General features: G+C 74.0%; 13 protein-coding genes. 9 read left to right on the top strand and 4 right to left on the bottom strand.

All coding sequences use genetic code 11. The features are described 5' to 3' along the window. Positions 1-34 precede the first annotated feature (34 nt). Both ACIP4P_RS43065 and ACIP4P_RS43070 read right to left on the bottom strand, forming a co-directional pair. The gene (locus tag ACIP4P_RS43065; protein ID WP_400929335.1) at positions 35-1,243 is read right to left on the bottom strand and encodes a winged helix-turn-helix domain-containing protein; all 1,209 of its coding nucleotides are present in this window, start codon (positions 1,241-1,243) and stop codon (positions 35-37) included. Positions 1,244-1,341: 98 nt separating this feature from the next. Beyond that, the gene (locus ACIP4P_RS43070; RefSeq protein WP_400929338.1) at positions 1,342-1,899 is read right to left on the bottom strand and encodes a GNAT family N-acetyltransferase; all 558 of its coding nucleotides are present in this window, start codon (positions 1,897-1,899) and stop codon (positions 1,342-1,344) included. A gap of 242 nt (positions 1,900-2,141) precedes the next feature. On the opposite strand from ACIP4P_RS43070, the gene secA reads away from it, so the two are divergent. Next, positions 2,142-4,904, top strand: a complete 2,763-nt coding sequence (gene secA, locus ACIP4P_RS43075; RefSeq protein WP_350514916.1) for a preprotein translocase subunit SecA — start codon at positions 2,142-2,144, stop codon at positions 4,902-4,904. A 77-nt stretch (positions 4,905-4,981) separates the two neighbouring features. Here secA and ACIP4P_RS43080 read toward each other — a convergent pair whose 3' ends face one another. Further along, positions 4,982-5,521, bottom strand: coding sequence for an Rv3235 family protein (locus ACIP4P_RS43080; protein WP_400929342.1), 540 nt, complete (start codon positions 5,519-5,521; stop codon positions 4,982-4,984). A 259-nt stretch (positions 5,522-5,780) separates the two neighbouring features. Between ACIP4P_RS43080 and ACIP4P_RS43085 the strand changes: the two genes are divergently transcribed. The 6 genes from ACIP4P_RS43085 to ACIP4P_RS43110 all read left to right on the top strand — a co-directional run bounded on the left by ACIP4P_RS43085 (position 5,781) and on the right by ACIP4P_RS43110 (position 16,387). Further along, on the top strand, positions 5,781-6,929 hold the full coding sequence (locus ACIP4P_RS43085; RefSeq protein WP_400929345.1) for a patatin-like phospholipase family protein: 1,149 nt from the start codon (positions 5,781-5,783) through the stop codon (positions 6,927-6,929). Positions 6,930-7,046: 117 nt separating this feature from the next. Continuing rightward, positions 7,047-7,556, top strand: a complete 510-nt coding sequence (locus ACIP4P_RS43090; protein ID WP_350514913.1) for a DUF6912 family protein — start codon at positions 7,047-7,049, stop codon at positions 7,554-7,556. A gap of 115 nt (positions 7,557-7,671) precedes the next feature. Then, positions 7,672-8,328, top strand: coding sequence for an HAD hydrolase-like protein (locus tag ACIP4P_RS43095; protein ID WP_350514912.1), 657 nt, complete (start codon positions 7,672-7,674; stop codon positions 8,326-8,328). Positions 8,329-8,554: 226 nt separating this feature from the next. Then, on the top strand, positions 8,555-10,180 hold the full coding sequence (gene pruA / locus ACIP4P_RS43100; protein WP_400929399.1) for an L-glutamate gamma-semialdehyde dehydrogenase: 1,626 nt from the start codon (positions 8,555-8,557) through the stop codon (positions 10,178-10,180). 286 nt (positions 10,181-10,466) lie between these two features. Beyond that, positions 10,467-15,413, top strand: coding sequence for an NAD-glutamate dehydrogenase (locus ACIP4P_RS43105; protein ID WP_400929348.1), 4,947 nt, complete (start codon positions 10,467-10,469; stop codon positions 15,411-15,413). Between the two features lie 143 nt (positions 15,414-15,556). Beyond that, positions 15,557-16,387 carry a hypothetical protein gene (locus tag ACIP4P_RS43110; protein WP_400929351.1) on the top strand — a complete coding sequence of 277 codons (831 nt, stop codon included), beginning with the start codon at positions 15,557-15,559 and terminating at the stop codon, positions 16,385-16,387. Positions 16,388-16,631: 244 nt separating this feature from the next. On the opposite strand, the gene ACIP4P_RS43115 is transcribed toward ACIP4P_RS43110, so the two are convergent. Continuing rightward, on the bottom strand, positions 16,632-19,499 hold the full coding sequence (locus tag ACIP4P_RS43115) for an FHA domain-containing protein (protein WP_400929354.1): 2,868 nt from the start codon (positions 19,497-19,499) through the stop codon (positions 16,632-16,634). Between the two features lie 416 nt (positions 19,500-19,915). Between ACIP4P_RS43115 and ACIP4P_RS43120 the strand changes: the two genes are divergently transcribed. Together ACIP4P_RS43120 and ACIP4P_RS43125 are read left to right on the top strand one after the other, a co-directional pair. Beyond that, complete coding sequence (locus ACIP4P_RS43120) at positions 19,916-21,829, top strand: protein kinase (protein ID WP_400929357.1); 1,914 nt, start codon at positions 19,916-19,918, stop codon at positions 21,827-21,829. Between the two features lie 245 nt (positions 21,830-22,074). Continuing rightward, positions 22,075-23,328 carry a serine/threonine-protein kinase gene (locus tag ACIP4P_RS43125; protein ID WP_350514907.1) on the top strand — a complete coding sequence of 418 codons (1,254 nt, stop codon included), beginning with the start codon at positions 22,075-22,077 and terminating at the stop codon, positions 23,326-23,328. Positions 23,329-23,387: the final 59 nt, after the last annotated feature.

Raw genomic sequence — 23,387 nt, forward strand, 5'->3', positions numbered from 1 at the left:
CCTCGGGTGCCGGCCCCTCCCGGGCCGGCCGCCGTCATCGGGTGAGGAGCTTCTCCAGGGCGGGGCGCAGCCGTTCGTCGTGCAGCGCCTCGACCCGCACCCCGTCGCAGCCGACCCAGGCGGCCGCCTCGCGCAGGGCGGTGGCGAGCGCCTCCAGGTGCCGGGCGGCGTCGCCCCGGCCGTCGGTCAGCGAGACCTGCCGGGCGACCAGCGTGCGCCCCTCCCGGGCCGGGTCGACCCGGCCGACCAGGCGGCCGCCGGCCAGCAGCGGCATCGCGAAGTAACCGTGCACCCGCTTGTGCCTGGGCGTGTAGGCCTCCAGCCGGTGCGTCATGCCGAAGATCCGCTCGGTGCGGGCGCGGTCCCAGATCAGCGAGTCGAACGGCGAGAGCAGCGTGGTGCGGTGGCGTCCGCGCGGGGCGGCGGCCAGTGCGGCCGGATCGGCCCAGGCCGCGGCCCGGGCGCCGTCCGGCCCCCAGCCGGCCACCTCGACCGGGACCAGTCCGCTGTCCGCGAGCACCGCGTCCAACTGCTCGGCGCGCAGCCGGTGGTAGTCCTGAAGGTCGGCGCGGGTGGCCACGCCGAGCGCGGCGCCGGCCTGGGCCACCAGGGTGCGCAGGCACTCCTCGTCGGACCGGTCCTGGCCGAACAGGGCGTCGGGGACGGCCTGTTCGGCCAGTGCGTAGACCCGCTTCCAGCTCCGGCGCTCGGTGCAGACCACGTCGCCGAAGGCCAGCGCGCGTTCGACCGCGATCTTGGTGTCGGACCAGTCCCACCACTCGGAGGTCCGCTTGGCGCCGCCCAGTTCGGTGGAGGTCAACGGCCCCTCGGCGCGCAGCTTGTCGAGCACCGCCCGGTACGTCCCCGGCTCGACCCGGTGGCTCCAGACGTGGCCGCGGTCGCGGTAGTGGCGGCGCCGGAAGGCGAACAGCGGCCACTCCTCGACCGGCAGGATGCAGGCGGCGTGCGACCAGTACTCGAAGCTGGTGCCCGAACCCCAGTAGGCCGCCTCGACCGTCGGGCGGCCGACCGCGCCGAGCCGGGCGTAGGGCACCAGCTCGTGCGAGCGGGCCAGCACCGAGATGGTGTCCAGCTGGACCGCCCCCAGGTGCCGCAGCACCCCGCGCACCCCGGCCCGGCGGTCGGGCGCGCCCAGCAGGCCCTGGGCCCGCAGGGCGATCCGGCGGGCGTCGTCGGCGCCCAGGACGGTGACGGGGGCGGGATCGGCAGCGGCGGAGGTCATGCCGGCGAGCGTAGCCGGGGGTACTGACAGCAGCCGGGGTGCCGGCAGCGGGCGGGTGCTGACAGCGGGCGCCGCTCCCGGAGGAGCCGGGCCCGGGCTCAGGCCAGGTCGGACGGGAGCAGCGAGGCGACCCAGGCGTCGCGGAAGGCGCCGCGCTGCTCGGCGTACGACCGCAGGGTGCCCTCGTGGCGGTAGCCGACCCGCTCGGCGACCGCGCGGGAGCCCTCGTTGCCGACGTAGGCGAGCCACTGGAGGCGGCGCAGCCCGAGGTCGGTGAGCGCCCAGCGGGCGACCGCGCGGGCCGCCTCGACGGTGTAGCCGCGGCCGCGCCGCTCCGGAGCCGTCCACCAGCCGACCGAGCCGGCGCCCGGGTCGCCGGGCGTGCGGGTGACCGCCTGGGTGCCGACCAGGCGCCCGGTCTCCCGTTCGACCACGCACCAGATGAACTCGGTGCCCGAGGCCAGCCCCTGCGGGGCCAGGGTGCGGACGAAGAACTCGGCGTCCTCGCGGCGGTAGGGGACCGGGACGACCGTCCAGCGCTGGATGTCGGGGTCCTGGCAGGCGGCGAGGACCGCGTCCACGTCCGACTCCAGCGGGGCGCGCAGGACGAGCCGTTCGGTGGTGAGGGTGACGAGTGCGCTCCGCGGTTCTTCCATGGGCGGATTATTCCCGCGCAGCAGGAACGCCGGCATCCGGATTCGGGGCCAACTCCCCGGTCGGTCGACCGTTTTGTCCCGGTGGACGGTGCTATCGGTCCATGTGCTCGCGCGGGTGACACGGGAATACCGTGCTGACGCACCTCCCGGCGCGTTGGACTCCTCGCATACGATGGCCCGTGCGGTGGGGTGGACCCCCCGTGCAGTCGTCCAGTGCCAATACAGGCAAGGAGCCCGCTCAAGTGTCCGTCTTCGACAAGATCCTGCGCGCCGGCGAAGGCAAGATCCTTCGCAAGCTGCAGCGGATTGCTGCCCAGGTCAACTCCATCGAAGAGGACTTCGTCAACCTCACCGACGCCGAGCTGCGCGCGCTGACCGACGAGTACAAGCAGCGGCTCGTGGACGGCGAGACCCTGGACGACATCCTCCCCGAGGCGTTCGCCACCGTCCGGGAGGCCGCCAAGCGGGTGCTCGGCCAGCGGCACTACGACGTCCAGCTGATGGGCGGCGCGGCCCTGCACCTCGGCTACGTCGCCGAGATGCGCACCGGTGAGGGCAAGACCCTCGTCGGCACCCTGCCCACGTACCTGAACGCGCTGACCGGCAAGGGCGTTCACCTGATCACGGTCAACGACTACCTCGCCGAGCGCGACTCGGAGTGGATGGGCCGGGTGCACCGCTTCCTCGGCCTCGAAGTCGGCGTGATCCTCGCCAACATGACGCCCGCCGAGCGCAAGCGCCAGTACGCGATGGACATCACGTACGGCACGAACAACGAGTTCGGCTTCGACTACCTGCGCGACAACATGGCCTGGTCGAAGGACGAACTCGTCCAGCGCGGCCACAACTTCGCGGTGGTCGACGAGGTCGACTCGATCCTCATCGACGAGGCCCGCACCCCGCTGATCATCTCCGGCCCGGCGGACCAGGCGACCAAGTGGTACGCCGACTTCGCCAAGCTGGTGCTGCGCCTGAAGATCGACCGCGACTACGAGGTCGACGAGAAGAAGCGCACCGTCGGCGTCCTGGAGGAGGGTGTCACCCGGGTCGAGGACTACCTCGGCATCGACAACCTCTACGAGTCGGTGAACACCCCGCTCGTCGGCTTCCTGAACAACGCCATCAAGGCCAAGGAGCTGTACAAGGTCGACAAGGACTACGTCGTCATGAACGGCGAAGTCATGATCGTCGACGAGCACACCGGCCGCATCCTGGCCGGTCGCCGCTACAACGAGGGCATGCACCAGGCGATCGAGGCCAAGGAGGGGGTGGAGGTCCAGAACGAGAACCAGACGCTGGCCACCATCACCCTGCAGAACTTCTTCCGCCTGTACGGCAAGCTCTCCGGCATGACCGGTACCGGCACCACCGAGGCCGCCGAGTTCCACCAGATCTACAAGCTCGGCGTGGTGCCGATCCCGACCAACAAGACGCCGCTGCGCATCGACCAGCCCGACCTGATCTACAAGTCGGAGCCGGCCAAGTTCGCCGCCGTGGTCGAGGACATCGCCGAGAAGCACGAGAAGGGCCAGCCGGTGCTGGTCGGCACCGTGTCGGTCGAGAAGTCCGAGTACCTGTCGCAGGAGCTGCGCAAGCGCGGCATCCCGCACGAGGTGCTGAACGCCAAGCACCACGAGCGCGAGGCGCAGATCGTCGCCCAGGCCGGCCGCAAGGGCGCCGTCACCGTCGCCACCAACATGGCCGGCCGTGGCACCGACATCATGCTCGGCGGCAACCCGGACCACCTGGCGGCGGCCGAGCTGGCCCAGCGCGGGCTCTCCACCGGGGACAACCCGGAGGAGTACGAGGCCGCGTTCCCGGAGGCGCTGGAGAAGGCCAAGGCCTCGGTCAAGGCCGAGCAGGACGAGGTCAAGGAGGCCGGCGGCCTCTACGTCCTCGGCACCGAGCGGCACGAGTCCCGCCGGATCGACAACCAGCTGCGCGGCCGCTCCGGCCGTCAGGGCGACCCGGGCGAGTCCCGCTTCTACCTGTCGCTGGGCGACGACCTGATGCGCCTGTTCAAGGCCGGCATGGTCGAGCGCGTGCTCTCGATGGCCAACGTGCCCGAGGACGTGCCGATCGAGTCCAAGATGGTCACCCGCGCGATCGCCTCCGCGCAGACCCAGGTCGAGCAGCAGAACTTCGAGATCCGCAAGAACGTCCTGAAGTACGACGAGGTGCTCAACCGCCAGCGCGAGGTCATCTACGGCGAGCGCCGCCGGGTGCTGGAGGGCGAGGACCTCCAGGAGCAGGTCACCCACTTCATGGACGACACCGTCGAGGCCTACGTCAAGGCGGCCACCGGCGAGGGCTTCGAGGACGACTGGGACCTCGACAAGCTCTGGACCGCGTTCAAGCAGCTCTACCCGATCAGCCTGGACCTGGCCGAGCTGGAGGAGGAGGTCGGCGGCCCGGCGGGCCTGACCCCCGAGTTCCTGATCAAGGTCGTCCAGGAGGACGTCCAGGCGCAGTACGGCGCCCGCGAGGACCAGCTCGGCGAGGAGATCCTGCGCGAGCTGGAGCGCCGGGTCGTGCTGTCGGTGCTGGACCGCCGCTGGCGCGAGCACCTCTACGAGATGGACTACCTCCAGGAGGGCATCGGCCTGCGGGCCATGGCGCAGCGCGACCCGCTGATCGAGTACCAGCGCGAGGGCTTCGACATGTTCACCGCGATGATGGAGGGCATCAAGGAGGAGTCCGTCGCCTACCTGTTCAACCTGGAGGTCCAGGTCGAGCAGCAGGTCGAGGAGGTGCCGGTGGAGGACGCCGCGGTGCTGCTCGACAAGCTGGAGAAGGACGCCGCCCGCCCGGAGATCAAGGCCAAGGGCCTGGAGGCCCCGAAGCCGAAGCGGCTGCACTACACGGCCCCCTCGGAGGAGGTCGGCGGCGGTGTGGTCGAGGGCGACTTCGAGGACGCCGTGCCGGACGACGAGAGCGACGGGCTGACCCGCGCCGAGCGCCGCAAGGCCGCCAAGTCCGCCAAGGGCCGCCGCCGCAAGGGCTGAGCCGGCCGCAGGACGCCACGCAGGGCGCCGTTCCCGTACCGGGGCGGCGCCCTGCGCCGTCCCGTGCGCCGTGGTGGTCATCGGGCCTCCACGGCGGTGCACCGCCACTGGCCGCCCGGGCCGCGCTGTTCCAGCCGGAAGGCCACCATGTGGTGCCGGCGGCCGAGGTCGACCCGGACGCAGGCCTCGACGGCGTCGGGCGAGGGCGACCGGTCGTGCACCGGGCCGAGCCGGGGGCGGTCGGCGGGGCCGCCGCGGCGCAGCGCACCGGCCCGGACCAGCGCGGCGAGCTGTCCGTAGCCGTCCAGGCTGGTGTGCCGCATCAGCTGGCCGGAGGGCCGGGCGCCGGTGAGCACCTCGACCAGCTGGTGGGCGAACCGGGCGGCGAGGGCCCGGGCGTCGTGCGGGGCGGGCCCGGTGGCGGCGGCGCCGGTGGACCTGGCGGCGCAGGCGGCGCGCGGGTGGCGCGGGTGGCGCCCGGCCGGGTCGCAGCTTCCGGAGGCGCGCACCCGGCGGTGCGGACGGGCGGCGAGCTGGGCGGTGGGGCGGACGGTCACGGTGCCTCCCGGCAAGGGCGGTGCGGGTACGGACGGGTCCAGGCTGGTGGCGGTGATCATCGGGCGGCAACGCCTTTCCGGGGCCCCTGGAACCCCGCCCGAAGTTCACCTATCCGGGTGAGTCGGCCAGTGCGGTGCCGGGCCCGGGGCCGGCGTCGCGGGCGCCGGGTTGACGTGCAGGAACGGCCCGTACGGCCCGAAAGGGGACGCCCGGGTACGGCGGACCGGGTGGTCCCGCCCCGGGCTCCCGTTGCACCGTCCGGGCGTCCGCGCGCACCATCGGAGCCGGACCCGAACCGGACGATGACGGGCGGCCGGGATGACGACAGTCGGAACGACCACACGGGCGGCGGCACCGAGCGCGACCGCCGGGGGCGCACCCCGGCGCGGGCTGGTGCTGGGCGGCGGCGGGATGCTCGGCGCGGCCTGGACGGTCGGCGCGCTGTGCGCCGTCGAGGAGGCCGCCGGGCACCCGCCGGGCGGGGCGGACGTCCTGCTCGGCACCTCCGCGGGCGCGATCCTGGCCGCGCTGCTGGCCGGGGGCGTGCGCCCCGAGCAGCTGCGCGACCACCAGCGCGGCCTGCCGATCACCGAGGGCCCGCTGGCCGGGGTGGCCTTCGACTACGACACGGTGCTGGGCGGCGCGCTGCCGCCCCGCCCGGGGGTCGGGATCGGTTCGCCGGACCTGCTGCGGGACGCCGTCCGGCACCCGCGCGAGTACCCGCTGCTGACCATGGTCTCGGCGGTGGCGCCGCACGGCCGCGGCTCGTTGGCCCCGATCGGCGAGCTGGTGCGCGGGCTGCTCGGCCCGGGCGGCTGGCCGGACCAGGACCAGGACCCGGACCCGGCGGTACGGGCGGCCCGGGCGCTCCCCGGCGCGGTGGCGCCGAGCGCGGCCGCCGCGCCGCTGCGGGTGGCCGCGGTGGACTACCGCAGCGGTCACCGGGTGGTCTTCGGCGACCCGGCCGCCCCGGCCGTCCCGGTCGCCGCGGCCGTGATGGCCTCCTGCGCCATCCCGGGCTGGTTCGCCCCGGTGCGCCTGGACGGTTCGGCGTTCGTGGACGGCGGCTGCTGGTCGGCGACCAACGCCGACCTGCTGCTCGGCCGGGGCCTGGACGAGGTGTACGTGCTCGCCCCGATGGCCGTACGGCTGGGCCCGAGGGCCGGGCGCTCCGGCCGCGGCGGCCTGGCCGCGCTGCGCGAGTGGCGGGCCCGGGACCGCCCGCACGGCGTGCTGGCCCAGCTGGTCGGCCGCTACCGCCGCGCGGTGACCCGGCAGCTGCTGCGCGAGGCGGCGCTGCTGCGGGCCGAGGGCGTCCGGGTACGGCTGCTCGCGCCGACGCCGGCCGACCTTGCGGTGATGGGCCCGAACCCGATGGATCCGGCCCGCCGCGGCGAGGCGCTGGAGTGCGGCCTGCGGTCCGGCTGGGAGGCGCTGGGCGCCGGGCGCGGCCCGGGCCCGGGGTGATCACGGGCGGTCCGGCGGAGCTTATTCTTGGGGGCGCTGGATGCTGTGCCGCCGGACGCTGTGCTGTTGCGGGCCGGTCGGACGAACCCCCGCTGGACGAACCGGAGAGTGCCACCGATGCGCGTGTACGTGCCCACCACCCTGACCGGCCTGGCGGCGGCGCACGAGGGCGGCGCCCTGGAGCAGTCCGCGGCGTACGCCGTGACGCCCGCGCTGCGCGAGTGGTACGTCAGCGACGACCTGGAGGAGCTGGAGTACGCGGCCCTGAACCGCGCCGCGCAGTCCTCGCTGCGGCTGCTGGCGGCCGACCCGGACGCCCCGCGCCGGCGCGTCGTGGTGGCGCTGGACGTGGCCGACTCGGCGGTGCGGCCCTTCCCCGGTGACGAGTACCAGGACCAGGCCTCGCTGGGCCGGGTGGTGCTGGCCGGCCCGGTGAAGCTGGCCAAGGCCGCCGCGGTGCACGCCGACGTGGCCGACGACGAGGTGGTCGAGGACGTCACGGCGGCGGTGGCGGCGGTGGCCGCGGCCGACGCGGGCGACCAGGACGCCCAGTTCACCGTGGACGGCGCGGAGGACCACGACCTGCTCTGGTACGCGACCCAGGAGATCCCCGGACTGCTCGGCTGAGCGGCTCCGGACGACTCCGGACGGCCCCGCGGGGCTCGTGCGGACCGCGGGGGCCGGGCGGAGCGTGAGCATCGTCCTACCGGCGGATCGGCCGTTCGGGTTAGCGTTTGACCCCGTGCGCACTCACATCGTTTGGGACTGGAACGGCACGCTCTTCCACGACATGGACGCCGTCCTCGGCGCGAGCAACGCCGCCTTCGCGACCATCGGGGTCGAGCCGATGACCCTGCAGCAGTACCGCGAGCAGTACGAGATCCCGATCCCCCGCTTCTACCAGCGGCTGCTCGGCCGGATGCCCTCCCAGCAGGAGTGGCTGGCGCTGGACGACGCCTTCCAGGACCGCTACCGCGAGCTCAGCCCGGCCTGCGGCCTGACCGAGGGCGTGCCCGAGCTGCTGGCCGGCTGGCAGGCGGCCGGGCACAGCCAGTCGCTGCTGTCGATGTACATGCACGACAAGCTGGTGCCGCTGGTCGACTCCTTCGGCCTGACCGGCAGCTTCCTGCGGGTGGACGGCCGCAGCGGCCCCTCCGGCGGCCAGAAGGCGGAGCAGCTGACCAGGCACCTGGCCGAGCTCGGCGAGCGGGTCGACCCGGCCCGGACGGTGCTGATCGGCGACGCCGCGGACGACGCCCTGGCGGCGCTGCACGCGGGCGCCCACGCGGTGCTGTACACCGGTGGTTCGCACACCCGGGAGAAGCTGGAGCCGGTCGGCGTCCCGGTGGTGGACAGCCTGGCCGAGGCGGTCGAACTGGCGGGGCGGCTGACGGGCTGAGCCCCAAGCGGGGCCGGGCCTGGGGCCGGGCCGGGTCGGGCCTCGGACCGGGCCGATCCGTACGGTCGTGACGGCGGACGTGGCGGGCGCCACGTCCGCCGTTGGCGTGTCTGGACGGGCGGATCCGTCCGGTGCTGGTCAGGCTGGGAGTCGAACCCCAGCCCGAACCCCAGCCCGACATCTCCCGCCCGACCCCCGCCGCCGCCAGGACGGAGCCGCCATGCCCATCGACGCAGTCACCGAGGTGCCGACCCCGGTCAACGAGCCGGTGCGGTCGTACGCGCCCGGCAGCCCGGAGCGGGACCGGCTGGTTCGGCGGCTGGACGAGCTGGCGGCCGAGCAGATCCCGCTGCCGATGACCATCGGCGGCGAGCAGCGCTTCGGCGGCGGCGAGCGGATCGACGTCGTCCAGCCGCACCACCACGCCGCCAAGCTGGGCGTGCTCGGCAACGCCACCCGGGAGGACGCCCGGGCGGCGGTGGACGCGGCGCTGGCGGCCGGGCGGCAGTGGCGCTCGCTCTCCTTCGACGACCGGGCGGCGGTCTTCCTGCGCGCCGCCGACCTGCTGGCCGGCCCCTGGCGGGAGACGCTCAACGCGGCGACGATGCTCGGTCAGTCCAAGACCGCGCAGCAGGCCGAGATCGACTCGGCCTGCGAGCTGATCGACTTCTGGCGGTTCAACGTCGGGTTCGCCCGACAGGTCCTGGCGGAGCAGCCGATCTCCTCCCCGGGGGTGTGGAACCGGGTCGACCACCGCCCGCTGGAAGGTTTCGTCTACGCGATCACCCCGTTCAACTTCACCGCGATCGCCGGGAACCTGCCCACCGCCCCCGCGCTGATGGGCAACACCGTGGTCTGGAAGCCGGCGCCGACCCAGACCCTGGCCGCGTACCACCTGATGCGGCTGCTGGAGGCGGCCGGGCTGCCGCCCGGGGTGATCAACCTGGTCACCGGCGACGGTCTGCAGGTCTCCCCGGTGGCGCTGGCCGACCCGGCGCTGGCCGGACTGCACTTCACCGGCTCCACCGCGACCTTCCAGTCGCTCTGGCAGACGATCGGCGCCAACATCGGCGGCTACCGCACCTACCCGAGGATCGTCGGCGAGACCGGCGGCAAGGACTTCCTGCTGGCCCACCGTTCGGCCGACCCGGACATCCTGAGGACCGCGATGATCCGCGGCGCCTTCGAGTACCAGGGCCAGAAGTGCTCGGCGCTCTCCCGCGCCTACCTGCCGCGCAGCCTGTGGCTGCGGATCAAGGACGACTTCCTGGCCGAGGTGGACGCCCTGACGGTGGGGGACGTCACCGACCTGTCGAACTTCATGGGCGCCCTGATCGACCGGCGCGCCTTCGAGAAGAACCGCAACGCCATCGAGCGGGCCAAGGCCGACCCGACCGTCGAGCTGGTGGCCGGCGGCCAGTACGACGACGCGATCGGCTGGTTCGTCCGGCCGACCGTCCTGGTCTCCTCCGACCACCGGGGCGAGATCTTCCGCACCGAGTACTTCGGCCCGATCCTGGCGATCCACGTCTACGAGGACTCCCGCTGGGACGACGTGCTCGGCCGGGTCGACGGGGGCGCCCCGTACGGCCTGACCGGCGCGGTGATCGCCCAGGACCGCTACGCCATCGCCCAGGCCGTGGAGGAACTGCGCTTCGCCGCCGGGAACTTCTACATCAACGACAAGCCCACCGGCGCCGTCGTCGGCCAGCAGCCCTTCGGCGGTTCCCGGGCCTCCGGGACCAACGACAAGGCGGGCGCCGCCCAGAACCTGCTGCGCTGGACCTCGGCCCGGGCGATCAAGGAGACCTTCGTCCCACCGACCCGGTACGGATACCCGCACATGGGCTGAAAGCGAACACGGCCTTCCGGTTTGGACATGGTGTCCAGGACGGACCCGACATCCTGCGGGTTTGCGCCTCCCTGTCCCTGTGCACCTTCGATTGATCCGGTTAGGCTGGCTGGCGTCGTCGGGTGGCTTGCAGGACGAACGTGTCGTCCTACCCGCTGGGAGGACGTTTCATGCGTGCCATGAGCCCCTTTCAGTCGGACGGTGCGGCAGGATTGCGAGCGACCCGTCGGTGTACATCCACACACCACCGAGTCACGCAACGGCGCGCGACAGGAGCCAAGAAGTCATGCAGACCAAGCTGGACGCAGCCAAGGCCGAACTGCTCAAGAAGGCAGCCGCAGCCGCTGAGAACAGCCAGGTGGGGGGAGCGGCGCCGGGGGAGGGTCTGAGCAACGGCGCTCTGACCGCGTACCTGCACCACTACTACCTCCACACCGCGCCCGAGGACCTGGTCGACCTCGACCCGGTCGACGTGTACGGCGCGGCCGCCTCGCACTACCGCCTGGGCCTCAAGCGCCCCCAGGGCACCGCCGAGGTGCGGGTCCACACCCCCTCGGTCGAGGAGAACGGCTGGTCCTGCGGCCACACCGTGGTCGAGGTCGTCACCGACGACATGCCCTTCCTGGTGGACTCGGTCACCAACGAGCTCTCCCGCCAGGACCGCGCGATCCACCTGGTCGTCCACCCCCAGCTGGTCGTCCGCCGCGACATCACCGGCAAGCTGCTGGAGATCCTGGACGTCGACGCCTGCTCCCGCAGCCAGGCGGCCGGCACCGAGTGGCCCGCCGACGCGACCGTCGAGTCGTGGATGCACATCGAGATCGATCGCGAGACCGACCGCGACGACCTGCGCACCATCGAGACCAACCTGCGCCGGGTGCTCGGCGACGTCCGCGAGGTCGTCGAGGACTGGTCCAAGATGCGCGACAGCGCGCTGCGCCTGGCCGACGAGCTGGCCGAGGAGCCCCCGGCCGAGCTGCCCGAGCAGGAGGTCGGCGAGGCCTGGGAGCTGATGCGCTGGCTGGCCGACGACCACTTCACCTTCCTCGGCTACCGCGAGTACGACCTGGTCGAGCACGAGGGCGAGGAGGTCCTCAAGGCCGTCGCCGGGACCGGCCTGGGCATCCTGCGCTCCGACCCGCACAGCCACGACGACCGCCACCACTCGGTCTCCGAGGCCTTCGGCCGGCTCTCCGCGCCGGTCCGCGCCAAGGCGCACGAGAAGAAGCTGCTCGTCCTGACCAAGGCCAACAGCCGCTCCACCGTGCACCGCCCGGCCTACCTGGACTACGTCGGCGTCAAGAAGTTCAACGCCGCCGGCGAGCCCACCGGCGAGCGCCGCTTCCTCGGCCTGTTCTCCTCCGCCGCCTACACCGAGTCGGTCACCCGCATCCCGGTCGTGCGCCGCAAGGTCCAGGAGGTGCTGGAGGGCTCCGGCTTCTCCAGCGAGAGCCACGACGGCCGCGACCTGCTGCAGATCATGGAGACCTTCCCGCGCGACGAGATCTTCCAGACCTCGGCCGACGAGCTGCTCTCCATCGCCACCAGCGTGCTCTACCTGCAGGAGCGCCGTAAGCTGCGCCTCTTCCTGCGCCAGGACGAGTACGGGCGCTACTTCTCCGCCTTCATCTACCTGCCGCGCGACCGCTACACCACGCGCATCCGGCTGCTGCTCACCGACATCCTCAAGGAAGAGCTGAACGGCGCCACCATCGACTACACGGTGTACGCCACCGAGTCGGTGCTGACCCGCCTGCACTTCGTGGTCCGGGTCGCCCCGGGCACCGAGCTGCCCCGGCTCAGCGACTCCGACATCGAGCGGATCGAGAACCGGCTGGCCGAGGCCGCCCGGTTCTGGATGGACGGCTTCCACGACCAGCTGCACACCGAGCTGGGCGAGGAGAAGGCCGCCGAGCTCGGCCACAAGTACGCCAACGCCTTCCCGGACGGCTACCGCGCCGACTTCCCGCCGCGCACCGCCGTCTCGGACATCAAGCAGATCGAGTCGCTGCACGGCGAGGGCGACTTCCGCCTGAACCTGTACCAGCCGGTCGGCGCGGGCGACGACGAGCGCCGCTTCAAGATCTACCGGGTCGGCGGCCCGATCTCGCTCACCGAGGTCCTCCCGGTGCTGCAGCGCCTGGGCGTCGAGGTGCTGGACGAGCACCCGTACGCGCTGCGCCGCTCCGACGGCACCACCGCGTGGGTGTACGACTTCGGCCTGAAGCTGCGCGAGGCCACCGAGCTCACCGAGGAGGCCCGCGAGCGCTTCCAGGAGACCTTCGCCGCCACCTGGACCGGCAAGGCCGAGAACGACGGCTTCAACGAGCTGGTCCTCACCGCCGGGCTGAACTGGCGCCAGGCGACGGTGCTGCGCGCGTACGCCAAGTACCTGCGCCAGGCGGGCTCGACGTTCTCCCAGGACTACATGGAGGACGCGCTCCGCAACAACACCCACACCACCCGGCTGCTGGTCAACCTGTTCGAGGCCCGGCTGAGCCCGAGCCACCAGCTGGGCGCCGCCGAGCTGACCGAGGGCATCCTGGAGGAGCTGGCCGGCGCGCTCGACGAGGTCGTCTCGCTGGACGAGGACCGCATCCTGCGCTCCTTCCTGAACCTCATCAAGGCCACCCTGCGGACCAACTTCTTCCAGCACGACGGCTCCGGCGCGTGGCACTCCTACGTGTCGATGAAGTTCGACCCGAAGGCCATCCCGGACCTGCCGGCCCCGCGCCCGGCGTTCGAGATCTGGGTCTACTCGCCCCAGGTCGAGGGCGTGCACCTGCGCTTCGGCAAGGTCGCCCGCGGCGGTCTGCGCTGGTCCGACCGGCGCGAGGACTTCCGGACCGAGATCCTCGGCCTGGTCAAGGCCCAGATGGTCAAGAACACCGTCATCGTCCCGGTCGGCGCCAAGGGCGGCTTCGTCGCCAAGCAGCTGCCGGACCCGTCGGTGGACCGCGACGCCTGGCTGGCCGAGGGCATCTCGTCCTACAAGACCTTCATCTCGGCGCTGCTCGACATCACCGACAACCTGGTGGCCGGCGAGGTCGTCCACCCGGCCGACGTGGTCCGCCACGACGAGGACGACACCTACCTGGTCGTCGCCGCCGACAAGGGCACCGCGACCTTCTCCGACATCGCCAACGGCGTCGCGGAGTCGTACGGCTTCTGGCTGGGCGACGCCTTCGCCTCCGGCGGCTCGGCCGGCTACGACCACAAGGGCATGGGCATCACCGCCCGCGGTGCCTGGGAGTCGGTCAAGCGCAACTTCCGCGAGCTCGGTGTCGACACCCAGGCCGAGGACTTCACCGTCATCGGCATCGGCGACATGTCCGGCGACGTCTTCGGCAACGGCATGCTGCTCAGCGAGCACATCCGGCTGGTCGCGGCCTTCGACCACCGCCACATCTTCCTGGACCCGAACCCGGACGCGGCCGTCTCCTACGCCGAGCGCCGTCGGCTGTTCGACCTGCCGCGCAGCTCCTGGGACGACTACGACAAGTCGCTGATCTCGACCGGCGGCGGGGTCTTCCCGCGCAGCGCCAAGTCGATCCAGGTCAGCGCGCAGGTCCGGGCCGTCCTGGGCATCCAGGAGACCCGCCTGACCCCGGCCGAGCTGATGAAGGCGATCCTCCAGGCGCCGGTCGACCTGTTCTGGAACGGCGGCATCGGCACCTACGTCAAGGCCTCCACCGAGACCAACGCCGAGGTCGGCGACAAGGCCAACGACGCCATCCGGGTCAACGGCGAGCAGGTCCGGGCCCGGGTCATCGGCGAGGGCGGCAACCTCGGTTGCACCCAGCTCGGCCGGATCGAGTACGCGGCCACCGGCGGCCCCGAGGCCACCGGCGGCTGGATCAACACCGACGCCATCGACAACTCGGCCGGTGTGGACACCTCGGACCACGAGGTCAACATCAAGATCCTGCTCAACCAGGTCGTCGCCGACGGCGACATGACGGTCAAGCAGCGCAACACGCTGCTCGCCGAGATGACCGACGAGGTCGGCCACCTGGTGCTGCGCAACAACTACGCGCAGAACGTGGTGCTGGCCAACGCCGTCGCCCAGGCGCACAGCATGGTCAACGTCCACGCCCGGATGATCAACCGCTTCGAGGCGGCCGGCCAGCTCGACCGCGGGCTGGAGTTCCTGCCCGCCGAGCGCCAGATCCGGGAGCGCCAGCAGAACGGCCGCGGCCTGTCGCAGCCGGAGATGTCCGTCCTGCTCGCGTACACCAAGATCATCCTGGCCGAGGAGCTGCTGGCCACCGACCTGCCGGACGACCCGTACTTCCGCACCGCGCTGCACGACTACTTCCCCAGCGCGCTGCGGGCCCGGTTCGCCGACGCGATCGACAACCACGCGCTGCGCCGCGAGATCATCACCACGCTGATCGTCAACGACACGATCAACCGCGGTGGCTGCACCTTCGCCTTCCGTCTGAAGGAGGAGACCGGCGCGACCTACGAGGAGATCGCCCGGACGCACACCGCCGCGCGGGCCGTCTTCGGCCTGGAGGAGATCTGGGCCGAGATCGAGGGCCTCGATAACAAGGCCCCGGCCCGGATCCAGACCAAGATGCGGCTGCACTCGCGCCGTCTGGTCGAGCGCGCCACCCGGTGGATGCTCAACAACCGCCGCCAGCCGCTCGACATCGCCGGCACCATCGAGTTCTTCCACGACCGGGTCAAGCAGGTCTGGGGCTCGCTGCCCAAGCCGCTCCGCGGCGAGGACCTGGCCTGGTTCGACTCCGTCTACGGCGAGCTGGCCGCGGCCGGCGTGCCGGAGGAGCTGGCCACCCGGATCGCCGGTCTCTCCTCGGTCTTCCCGACCCTGGACATCACCGGCGTGGCGGACCGCTCCGGCAAGGACGTCGCCGAGGTCGCCGAGCTGTACTACGACCTGGGCGACCGCCTGCAGATCTCGCACCTGCTCGACCGCATCATCGCCCTGCCCCGCACCGACCGCTGGTCGTCGATGGCCCGGGCCGCGATCCGCGAGGACCTCTTCGCGGCGCACGCGGCGCTGACCGCCGACATCCTGGCCTGCGGCCCCGAGGGCGCCACGCCCGAGGAGCGCTACAGCGCCTGGGCGGAGCTCAACTCCACCCTGCTGAACCGCGCCAAGGCCACCCTCGACGACATAAGGGGTTCGGACAACTACGAGCTGTCCAGCCTCTCGGTCGCGATGCGGGTCATCCGCACCCTGCTGCGCACCGGCTCGATGGGCTGACGGACGGCTGTCCGGAAGGGCCCGCGTCCCCTCGGGGCGCGGGCCCTTCCGCGTGCCCGTGCGGGGCCCGGAAACCGGTTGTCGATCGTGGGCGTACCTTCGGTACGGTGATCCACGAACGACCTTTTTCTGGGGGGAACGACATGGGGAAGAACCGGGGACGGATCCGCGCGGTGGGCGTGGGCGTCTCGGTGGTGCTGCTGGTCGCCGGAGCGGCGGCCTGCGGCAACGACGACAAGAAGGACACGGCGAAGGCGGACTCCACCGCCACGGCGTCGGCCGCGCCGACGTCCAAGGGGCCGGAGGCCTTCGCGGCGGCCGGCTACCGCGGCCTCAAGCCGGGCGTCACCAAGGACGCGGCCCTGGCCGGCGGCGCCCTGGAGGCGGCACCCGTCTCACTGCTCGACGGCTGCACGGACCTCGTCTACAAGGGCGGTCCGGCGCCCGACAAGACCCGGATGGACGCCGAGGCGGCCACCGAGGCCCGCTACAAGGACCTCAACGCCAAGGCCGACGCGGCGCAGGGCAAGGCGCCCGCCCCGGCGGGCACCCTGCCGCCCGGCGCCTCCGCCAAGGACGCCGCCGCGGCCGCCGCGGGTTCGGCCGCCGCCGCCAACGACTCGGCCGCCGGCGCCAAGTTGATGGCCGACGCCACCCAGTCCATCGCGGACATGTGGGTCGCCCGCGAGGCCAGGGACAAGGCGTTCCTGGCCACCGGGCGGGCCTCTTTCGCCGCCACCGGCCTGCGCGAGCTGGTCGCCCCGGCCGAGGCGAGGACCGCCGAGGGCATCGGTGCCGGCTCCACCCTGGACGCCCTCCAGGCGGCGTACGGCGCCAAGGGCCTCCAGCTGGCCAAGAGCGGCAAGTACGAGCTGCCGGTCGAGGGCCAGCAGGGCTGGAAGTGGGAGTTCACCGTGGACGGCGGCAAGGTCGCCGGGATGGCCGTGGTCAACCGCGACATCAAGTGCGTCTGACGGTCCGCCTGTTGTCCGCTGCTGGGCCGTGACGAGTGACCCGTGCCCGCGCAGAGCCGCGCGGGCACGGGCGACACCGCTGGGAGTGGCGGCGGTTCTCGGTCCTCGCCGGTCGCATCGTTTCGGCCTTGCCGCGTGCCGGTCTTCGAGATCATCTCGAAGACCGGCACCGTGTTTCCGAGCTTCTGTTCCTCATGGCGGCCGGATTCCGCATCGCTGCCCCACGGGAGCCGTCCGGCGGGGCTCAGCGCGCGGCGGCGCGCTGGAGGGCGCTGGCCAGCAGGGCGAGGTCGGTGGGGCCGTTGCCGAGTTCGCGGACCGGGCGGCGGGCGGGCGGGGCGCCGAGCTGGAGCGGGTCTATCGCGACCACGGTGGGGCGCAGGGTGGCGGTGCGGGGGATCCGGCCGCTGATCCGGGCGGTCTGGAAGGCGGTGACGCCGCCGTCGGGGCGGCGCAGGTAGCCGCGGCCCGGGGTGTCCTCGGGGAGGGCGGCCGCGTCGCCGAGGTGGATCAGCAGGTCGGAGTCGGCCGGGTCCTCGGTGCGCAGCGCGATCCGCACCAGGGCGGCCTCGTCCACCTCGGTGCCGGCGCTCTCCTCCGGGCGGCCGGTGGCGACCGCGAGGTGGATGCCGAGCGGGCCGCCGCGCCGGGCGACGGCGGCGAGCGCGCGGGCCAGCGGGCGGCCGACCGGGGAGGTGGGGGAGAGCAGGGCGTCGAAGTCGTCGACGACGACGACCAGTCGGGCCGGGGCCGGGTCGGTGGGGGAGGCGGGGGTGGCGGCCGGGCGGGAGTCGGAGGAGCCGCGCGGCGCGATGATGCGGGCGGTCGGGCCCGAGGCGGCGCCCACGGTGACCGGCACCTGGGGGTGATCGGCGGTCAGGCCGCCGTGCCCGTCCAGACCGTGCCCGTCCAAGCTGTGTCCGTCCAGGCTGTGTCCGTCCAAGATGCGGGCGGCATGCCAGGAGGCGAAGTCCAGCCCGTCGAACAGCCGCTCCCGCAGGGCGAGTTCGTCCTCCAGCGCCTCGGCCGCGAGGAGCGCCGCGCGCGGGTCGGCGACGGCGTTCACCCGGCCGGTGACGTGCGGCAGCTCGGTGCAGCCGTCCAGGCCGTCCTGGCCGTCCCCGGGGGCCCGGCCCTCGATGATGGTGACGGCGAGGCGCTCGGGCCGCTCCGAGACGGCCAGCGAGGCGACCAGGGTGCGCAGCAGCTCGGTCTTGCCGGAGCCGCGGGCGCCGCCGATCAGCAGGTGCGGGCCGCCCGGGTCGGGGGAGGGCAGGGTGAGCTCGGGGTCGGCCAGGTCGAGGGTGCACAGCTCGTCCCGGGTGGTGCCGAGCAGCGCGGTGGCGGCGCCGATGCCGCCGGCGTGGGCGGCCCAGCGGGCGGAGAGCTTGGCCGGGGTGACGGTGTCGAGCTGGAGCAGGTCGAGCAGGCGCAGTGCGTCCGGCAGCGGGCCGCGGGAGGCCGGGGCGGCCTCGCGCAGCGGGGCGAGGACCCGGGCCAGCCGTTCGGCCCAGGCGTCCGAGACGGCGTCCAGCGAGACCTCGTGCAGGGTCTCCCGGCCGCGGGCGACCGGGCGGTCCAGCGAGAGCTGGGTGCCGACCTCGCCGGTGATCAGGGCGGTGGCGCCGAGGCCGCGGGGGAGCAGTTCGGGCTGTTCGGCGAGGCAGATCGGGAAGATGCCGACCGCCGGGCCCTGGCGCAGCAGCAGGTCGAGCGCGTGCCGGCCGGTCTCGCCGGTCGGGCGGCCGTCCACCACGACGACGGTGGCGGGGTGGCCGCCGAGGCCGGTCGGGGCGCTGAGCCGGGCGGTGAGCTCGGTGAGCCGGGCGGTGGCCTGGTCCTCGTCGAGGCCGACCAGCAGCCGGCAGTCCTGGCCGTCCGCGGGCCGCAGGTGGGGGAGCCAGAGTGCCCAGGCCCAGGTGTCGACCCGCTCCTCGGGACTGCGGGCCGGGTCGGCGTCGACCACGACCAGGCTCAGCCCGGTCGGCGGGTGGAGCGCGGCGAGCTGGGCGACGACGGCGCGGGTGAGCGCGTCGAGGCGTTCGCGCGGGCCGCTGAGGCCGAGGCTGCCGGCGGTCTGCAGGTCGAGGGTGACCGGGACGGCGGGCAGCATGGTGCCGGGGGTGGTGCCGGGGCCGCCGGGGCGGTCGGCGGTGCCCAGCCGCAGGGTGAGCGCGTCGGGGTGGCCGGGGCCGCGCTCCCACAGCCGGGGGCCGGGGCCGACGGCGTTGAGCAGCACGGTGGCGAGGTCGGGCCAGCGGTCGCGCTGGGCGGCGGCCTGGCGCAGCCGGACCGCGGCGTGGTGGCGCTCGGCGCTCTCCTGGCCGGGCGGTTCGGCGGCGCGGCCGGGCAGCAGCGAGAACAGGCCGCGGCCGCGGCCCTGGGCGGGTTCGGGGGCGGCGGGCGGTTCGATCACCGGCGGCGCGGGCCGGACCGGGCCGGGGGCGGCGAGCTGGAGGTGGCCGTTGCCGTCGGGCAGGGCGGCCCGGGCGGCTTCGCCGAGCGGTTCGAGGACCTGGAGGGTCGACTCGCCGATCCGCAGCAGGGCGCCGTTGTCCAGCGGGACGGCGGCCTCGGGCGGCAGCGGCGGGACGATCCGGCCGTCCAGGGTGGTTCCGTTGGTGGAGCCGAGGTCGCGGACGGTGACCCGGCCGTCCTCGCCGAGGTGCAGGGCGAGGTGCAGTCGGGAGACGTCCGGGTCGTCGAGCGGGACGTCGGCCTCGCCGGAGCGGCCGATCCGGATCTCCCGGCCGTGCAGCCGGTGCACGCCGCCGGCGTCGGGGCCGCCGACCACCCGCAGTTCGGCCGCGGCGGGGGTGTCGTCGGGGTCGTCGGCGGTCGGGTCGGGCTCGTTGAGGCTGAGGACGGCGCCGTCGAGGAGCGGGGGGTGGCCGAGCAGGGTGTGCTCGTTGACCCGGTGCGCCCCGGCGTACAGGTGCACATGGGTGGCGGCCCGCGGCCCGCGCACGCCCACGGCGCCGGCGAGCGCGCCCGCGATGGCGCCGAGCGCGGTGCCGACGGGCGCGGTGACCAGCACGTCCACGTAGGGGATGGCGGAGCCGGCGGCGGTCGGGCCGCTGCGCGGTCGGAGGACGGTCAGCCGGATCTGCATCTCGCCCGCGGGTCCCTTCTGCTGGTGTGATGCCTGGTACCGCTGCCGGGTTCGTCGCGGTCGCGCGGGGCGGTCGCGGCGGCCCTTTGGGCCACACGAGTGGCGAGTGTCCATCCTGCCATCCGGCGTGGACGGTCCGCGCACCGTACCGGATTTGACGATCTTGCGATCATCGCCATGGTGGAGGCGACGGAGGGTCAGGTCAACCGCCGCCCCGCCGACCCCGCGCAGGGGCCCGGCGACCGCCTCCGGGCGGTCCCCTAGGGGATGTCCCCCAACCCTGCTCGGATGGCCTGCCGGTCACCCCAAAAACCAGTACGGACACCGTTAGAGTTGCCCGAACACGGGCCCGGCAGGCTCACCGCACACCGGCGGGGGAGCGCCCCGCGCGGGCGGCACGGCGAGGAGTGCGACAGGTGCGGCCAGTCGGCAGCAAGTATCTGCTTGAGGAGACCCTGGGGCGGGGTGCCACCGGGACGGTCTGGCGCGGCCTGGTGCGCCAGGACGTCCAGGTGCCGGGCAGCGAGCCCGGGCAGCAGGTGGCGATCAAGGTGCTGCGCGAGGAACTGGCGGCCGATCCGGACGTCGTGATGCGCTTCCTGCGCGAGCGCTCGCTGCTGCTGCGGCTGAGCCACCCGAACATCGTCCGGGTCCGCGACCTGGTCGTCGAGGGCGAGCTGCTGGCGCTGGTGATGGACCTGGTGGAGGGCCCCGACCTGGCCCGCTACCTGCGCGCCAACGGCCCGTTCAGCCCGATCGCCGGCGCCCTGCTGATGGCCCAGGTCGCGGACGCGCTGGCGGCCAGCCACGCGGACGGGATCGTGCACCGCGACCTCAAGCCGGCCAACGTGCTGCTCGCCTCCCTCGTCGTGCAGGGCACCGAGCAGATGCACCCGATGCTGACCGACTTCGGCATCGCCCGGCTGGCCGACTCCCCGGGCGTCACCCGCACCCACGAGTTCGTCGGCACCCCCGCGTACGTCGCGCCGGAGTCCGCCGAGGGCCGCCCGCAGACCTCCGCGGTGGACGTCTACGGCGCCGGGATCATGCTGTACGAGCTGGTCACCGGCCGTCAGCCGTTCCAGGGCGACAGCGCCATCGCCCTGCTCCACGCCCACCTGGCCCAGGAGCCGCAGCGCCCCAGCACCATGCCCGAGCCGCTCTGGACGGTGATCGAGCGCTGCCTGCGCAAGGACCCGGCGCAGCGGCCGAGCGCCACCGCGCTGGCCCGGGCGCTGCGGGTGGTCGCGGCCGGGGTCGGGGTGCACGCCTCCCCGGCGGCGGTGGACGAGGCGCTGGCGGTCGCTGCCCTGCTGCTGCCGGACCCCCAGCCGACCACCGTCCCCGGCACCGGACAGGGCGTCCCCGGCGGACCGGGTGCCCCGGGCGGCGCCGAGGACCGCACCCAGGTGCTGCCCCCGGCCGCCGCGCAGTACGACCCGGCCGCGGCGACCCGGGTGATGGGCACCCAGCCGCCGCCCGCGCCCCCGTACGGCACCCAGGACCGCACCCAGGTGATGCCCCCCGCCGCCGTGCCGCCGCCCCCGCCCGCCGGGCCGCCGGCGCCGCCGCAGGAGGAGGCGCCGCACCCGTGGCAGACCCAGCTGCGGGCGGCGCGCGACCGCAACCAGCAGACCCAGGTCGGCTACTTCGGTCCGGAGGACTTCGAGGACCCGCAGGTCGCCCCGCCGCCCTACCAGGCCGGTCAGGGGGGCCAGGGTGGCCAGCCGTACCAGGGCGGCCCGGGCCACCAGCCGCAGCCGCCGGCCGGCTACCGCCAGGACCAGCGCCGCCAGGGCCCGCCGCCCGGCTACGCCCAGCGCCCGCCGGTCGCCCCGCCGCCCTACCAGGTCAGCCAGGGCAACCAGGGGCCCCAGGGCAACCAGGGCGGCCGCGGCGGTCGGCCCGGCCAGGGCGCCGGACCCGACGGCCGTCCGCAGCCGCAGGGCGGCTACCGGCAGGCCCCGGCCGGGTACGGCCAGTCGCAGGGCGGCTACCCGCCGCCGCCCGCGCCCACCCCGGTGCCGCGCCGGGCCGAGCCGCCCGCGCCGCAGCACCGGGAGCCCCGGCCGCCCCGGGAGGAGCCGCGCGAGCAGCCCCGCCGGGAGAGCGCCCCGCCGCGCGAGCGGCGCCCGCGCAGCCGCAACCGGATGTACATCCCGGGGCTGGGCTGCCTCAAGGGCTGTCTGATGGTGGTGCTGGTGCTGGTGGTGGCCGGGTTCGCGCTGTGGCACTTCACCTCGCTGCCGCACTACTGGGACAACGTGGTGGGCTGGTTCGACACCGCGCGCGACTGGGTGACCAGCGTCTTCGGCAGTTCCGGCCAGTAGCGCGGGAACGGGGGGCGGGGCCGGACCAGGGGCGCGGGGCGGCTGACCCGGGGTCCGACCCCGCTCCGGAAGCCAGGATTGACGCTTTGTCGACAATTCACGAGATTTCTCGGCCCCGAGTCCCGCTCCACGGCCCTCAGGCGGCCCGCACAGGGCGTCCGGGCGCGTAGGTTGGTCGCTGTTGTCCCGCCCCACCGAGCGCGCCCGGACCCCCGGAGCGCTCCCGCGCCGCCCACGGAGCAGCATTGGCACGCAAGATCGGCAGCCGGTACACCGTCCACCAGGTCATCGGCCGGGGTTCGGCCGGTACGGTCTGGCTCGGTGAGGGCCCCGACGGCCCGGTCGCGGTCAAGCTGCTGCGCGAGGACCTCGCCGCCGACCAGGTGCTGGTCGGCCGGTTCGTCCAGGAACGCACCGCGCTGACCAGCCTCGACCACCCCCGGGTGGTCGGCGTGCGCGACATGGTCGTGGACGGCAGCGACCTCGCCCTGGTGATGGAGCTGGTCCAGGGCACCGACCTGCGCTCCCGGCTGGAGCGGGACGGCGCCCTCCCGCCGCAGGCCGCCGCCTCGATCATCGCCGACGTCGCCGACGGCCTCGCGGCCGCGCACGCCGCCGGGATCGTCCACCGCGACGTCAAGCCGGAGAACGTGCTGCTCGACCTCGCCGCCGCCCCCGGCCCCGGCGGCGCCCCGCGCGCCAAGCTCACCGACTTCGGCGTGGCCCGCCTGGTCGACGCCCCGCGCCGGACCCGGGCCACCCGGATCATCGGCACCCCCGACTACCTCGCCCCCGAGATCATCGAGGGCCTGGAGCCGCGCGCCGCCGTCGACATCTACGCCCTCGCCACCGTGCTGTACGAGCTGCTGGCCGGCTCCACCCCGTTCGGCGGCGGCCACACCGGCGCGGTGCTGCGCCGGCACGTCACCGAGCAGGTGCCGCCGATCCCCGGCCTGCCGGACGGGCTGTGGCGGATCATCTCCGAGTGCCTGGCCAAGGCCCCCGCCTCCCGGCTGCGCGCCGCCGAGCTGGCCTCCCGGCTGCGCGAGCAGCTGCCCTCGCTGGCCGGCCTGCCGGTGCTGGCCGTGCCCTCCCAGGGCCGCGCCCCGGCCGAGGAGCAGCTGACCCCCGGTGAGGCCGTCTACGCCGAGGTGGACGCCGGCCCGGGCGTCCACAAGCGTCGCCGCGGCCCGGCCGTCCCGCTGGTGCCCGGCGTCGCACCGGACTCCACCCGGGACACCCACACCAGCCTGCGCCGCCCCTCGGCCGACGAACTGGCCGCGTACGCCGCCGAGTCGCGCGCCCAGCGCACCGCCCCGGGCCACCGCCGGGACCGCGCGGCCCTGCTGCGCCGCCGCCGGATGCTGGCCGTGCTGCTGGCCACCGTGCTGCTGCTGGCGGGCGCCGCCGCGGCCTGGACGGCCTTCGCGGCCACCCGGCCGGACGGCGGCCACCCGGCCCGCCCGACCGTGCACGGCACCGCCCCGCGGGCCCCGTAGCGCCGGTCTTCCGGACCGGGGAACCGGGGGTGTCGTCATGACCACCCCCGGAACCATTA

It is taken from the genome of Kitasatospora sp. NPDC089509 (genome assembly GCF_044749365.1).
GTDB lineage: Bacteria > Actinomycetota > Actinomycetes > Streptomycetales > Streptomycetaceae > Kitasatospora.

Bases quoted from the DNA above. Each gene is read 5' to 3' on its own strand.
- ACIP4P_RS43065 (WP_400929335.1), bottom strand. From the start codon at position 1,243: ATGACCTCCGCCGCTGCCGATCCCGCCCCCGTCACCGTCCTGGGCGCC.
- ACIP4P_RS43110 (WP_400929351.1), top strand. From the start codon at position 15,557: ATGGGGAAGAACCGGGGACGGATCCGCGCGGTGGGCGTGGGCGTCTCG.
- ACIP4P_RS43080 (WP_400929342.1), bottom strand. From the start codon at position 5,521: ATGATCACCGCCACCAGCCTGGACCCGTCCGTACCCGCACCGCCCTTG.
- ACIP4P_RS43085 (WP_400929345.1), top strand. From the start codon at position 5,781: ATGACGACAGTCGGAACGACCACACGGGCGGCGGCACCGAGCGCGACC.
- ACIP4P_RS43115 (WP_400929354.1), bottom strand. From the start codon at position 19,499: ATGCAGATCCGGCTGACCGTCCTCCGACCGCGCAGCGGCCCGACCGCC.
- ACIP4P_RS43105 (WP_400929348.1), top strand. From the start codon at position 10,467: ATGCAGACCAAGCTGGACGCAGCCAAGGCCGAACTGCTCAAGAAGGCA.
- ACIP4P_RS43090 (WP_350514913.1), top strand. From the start codon at position 7,047: ATGCGCGTGTACGTGCCCACCACCCTGACCGGCCTGGCGGCGGCGCAC.
- ACIP4P_RS43070 (WP_400929338.1), bottom strand. From the start codon at position 1,899: ATGGAAGAACCGCGGAGCGCACTCGTCACCCTCACCACCGAACGGCTC.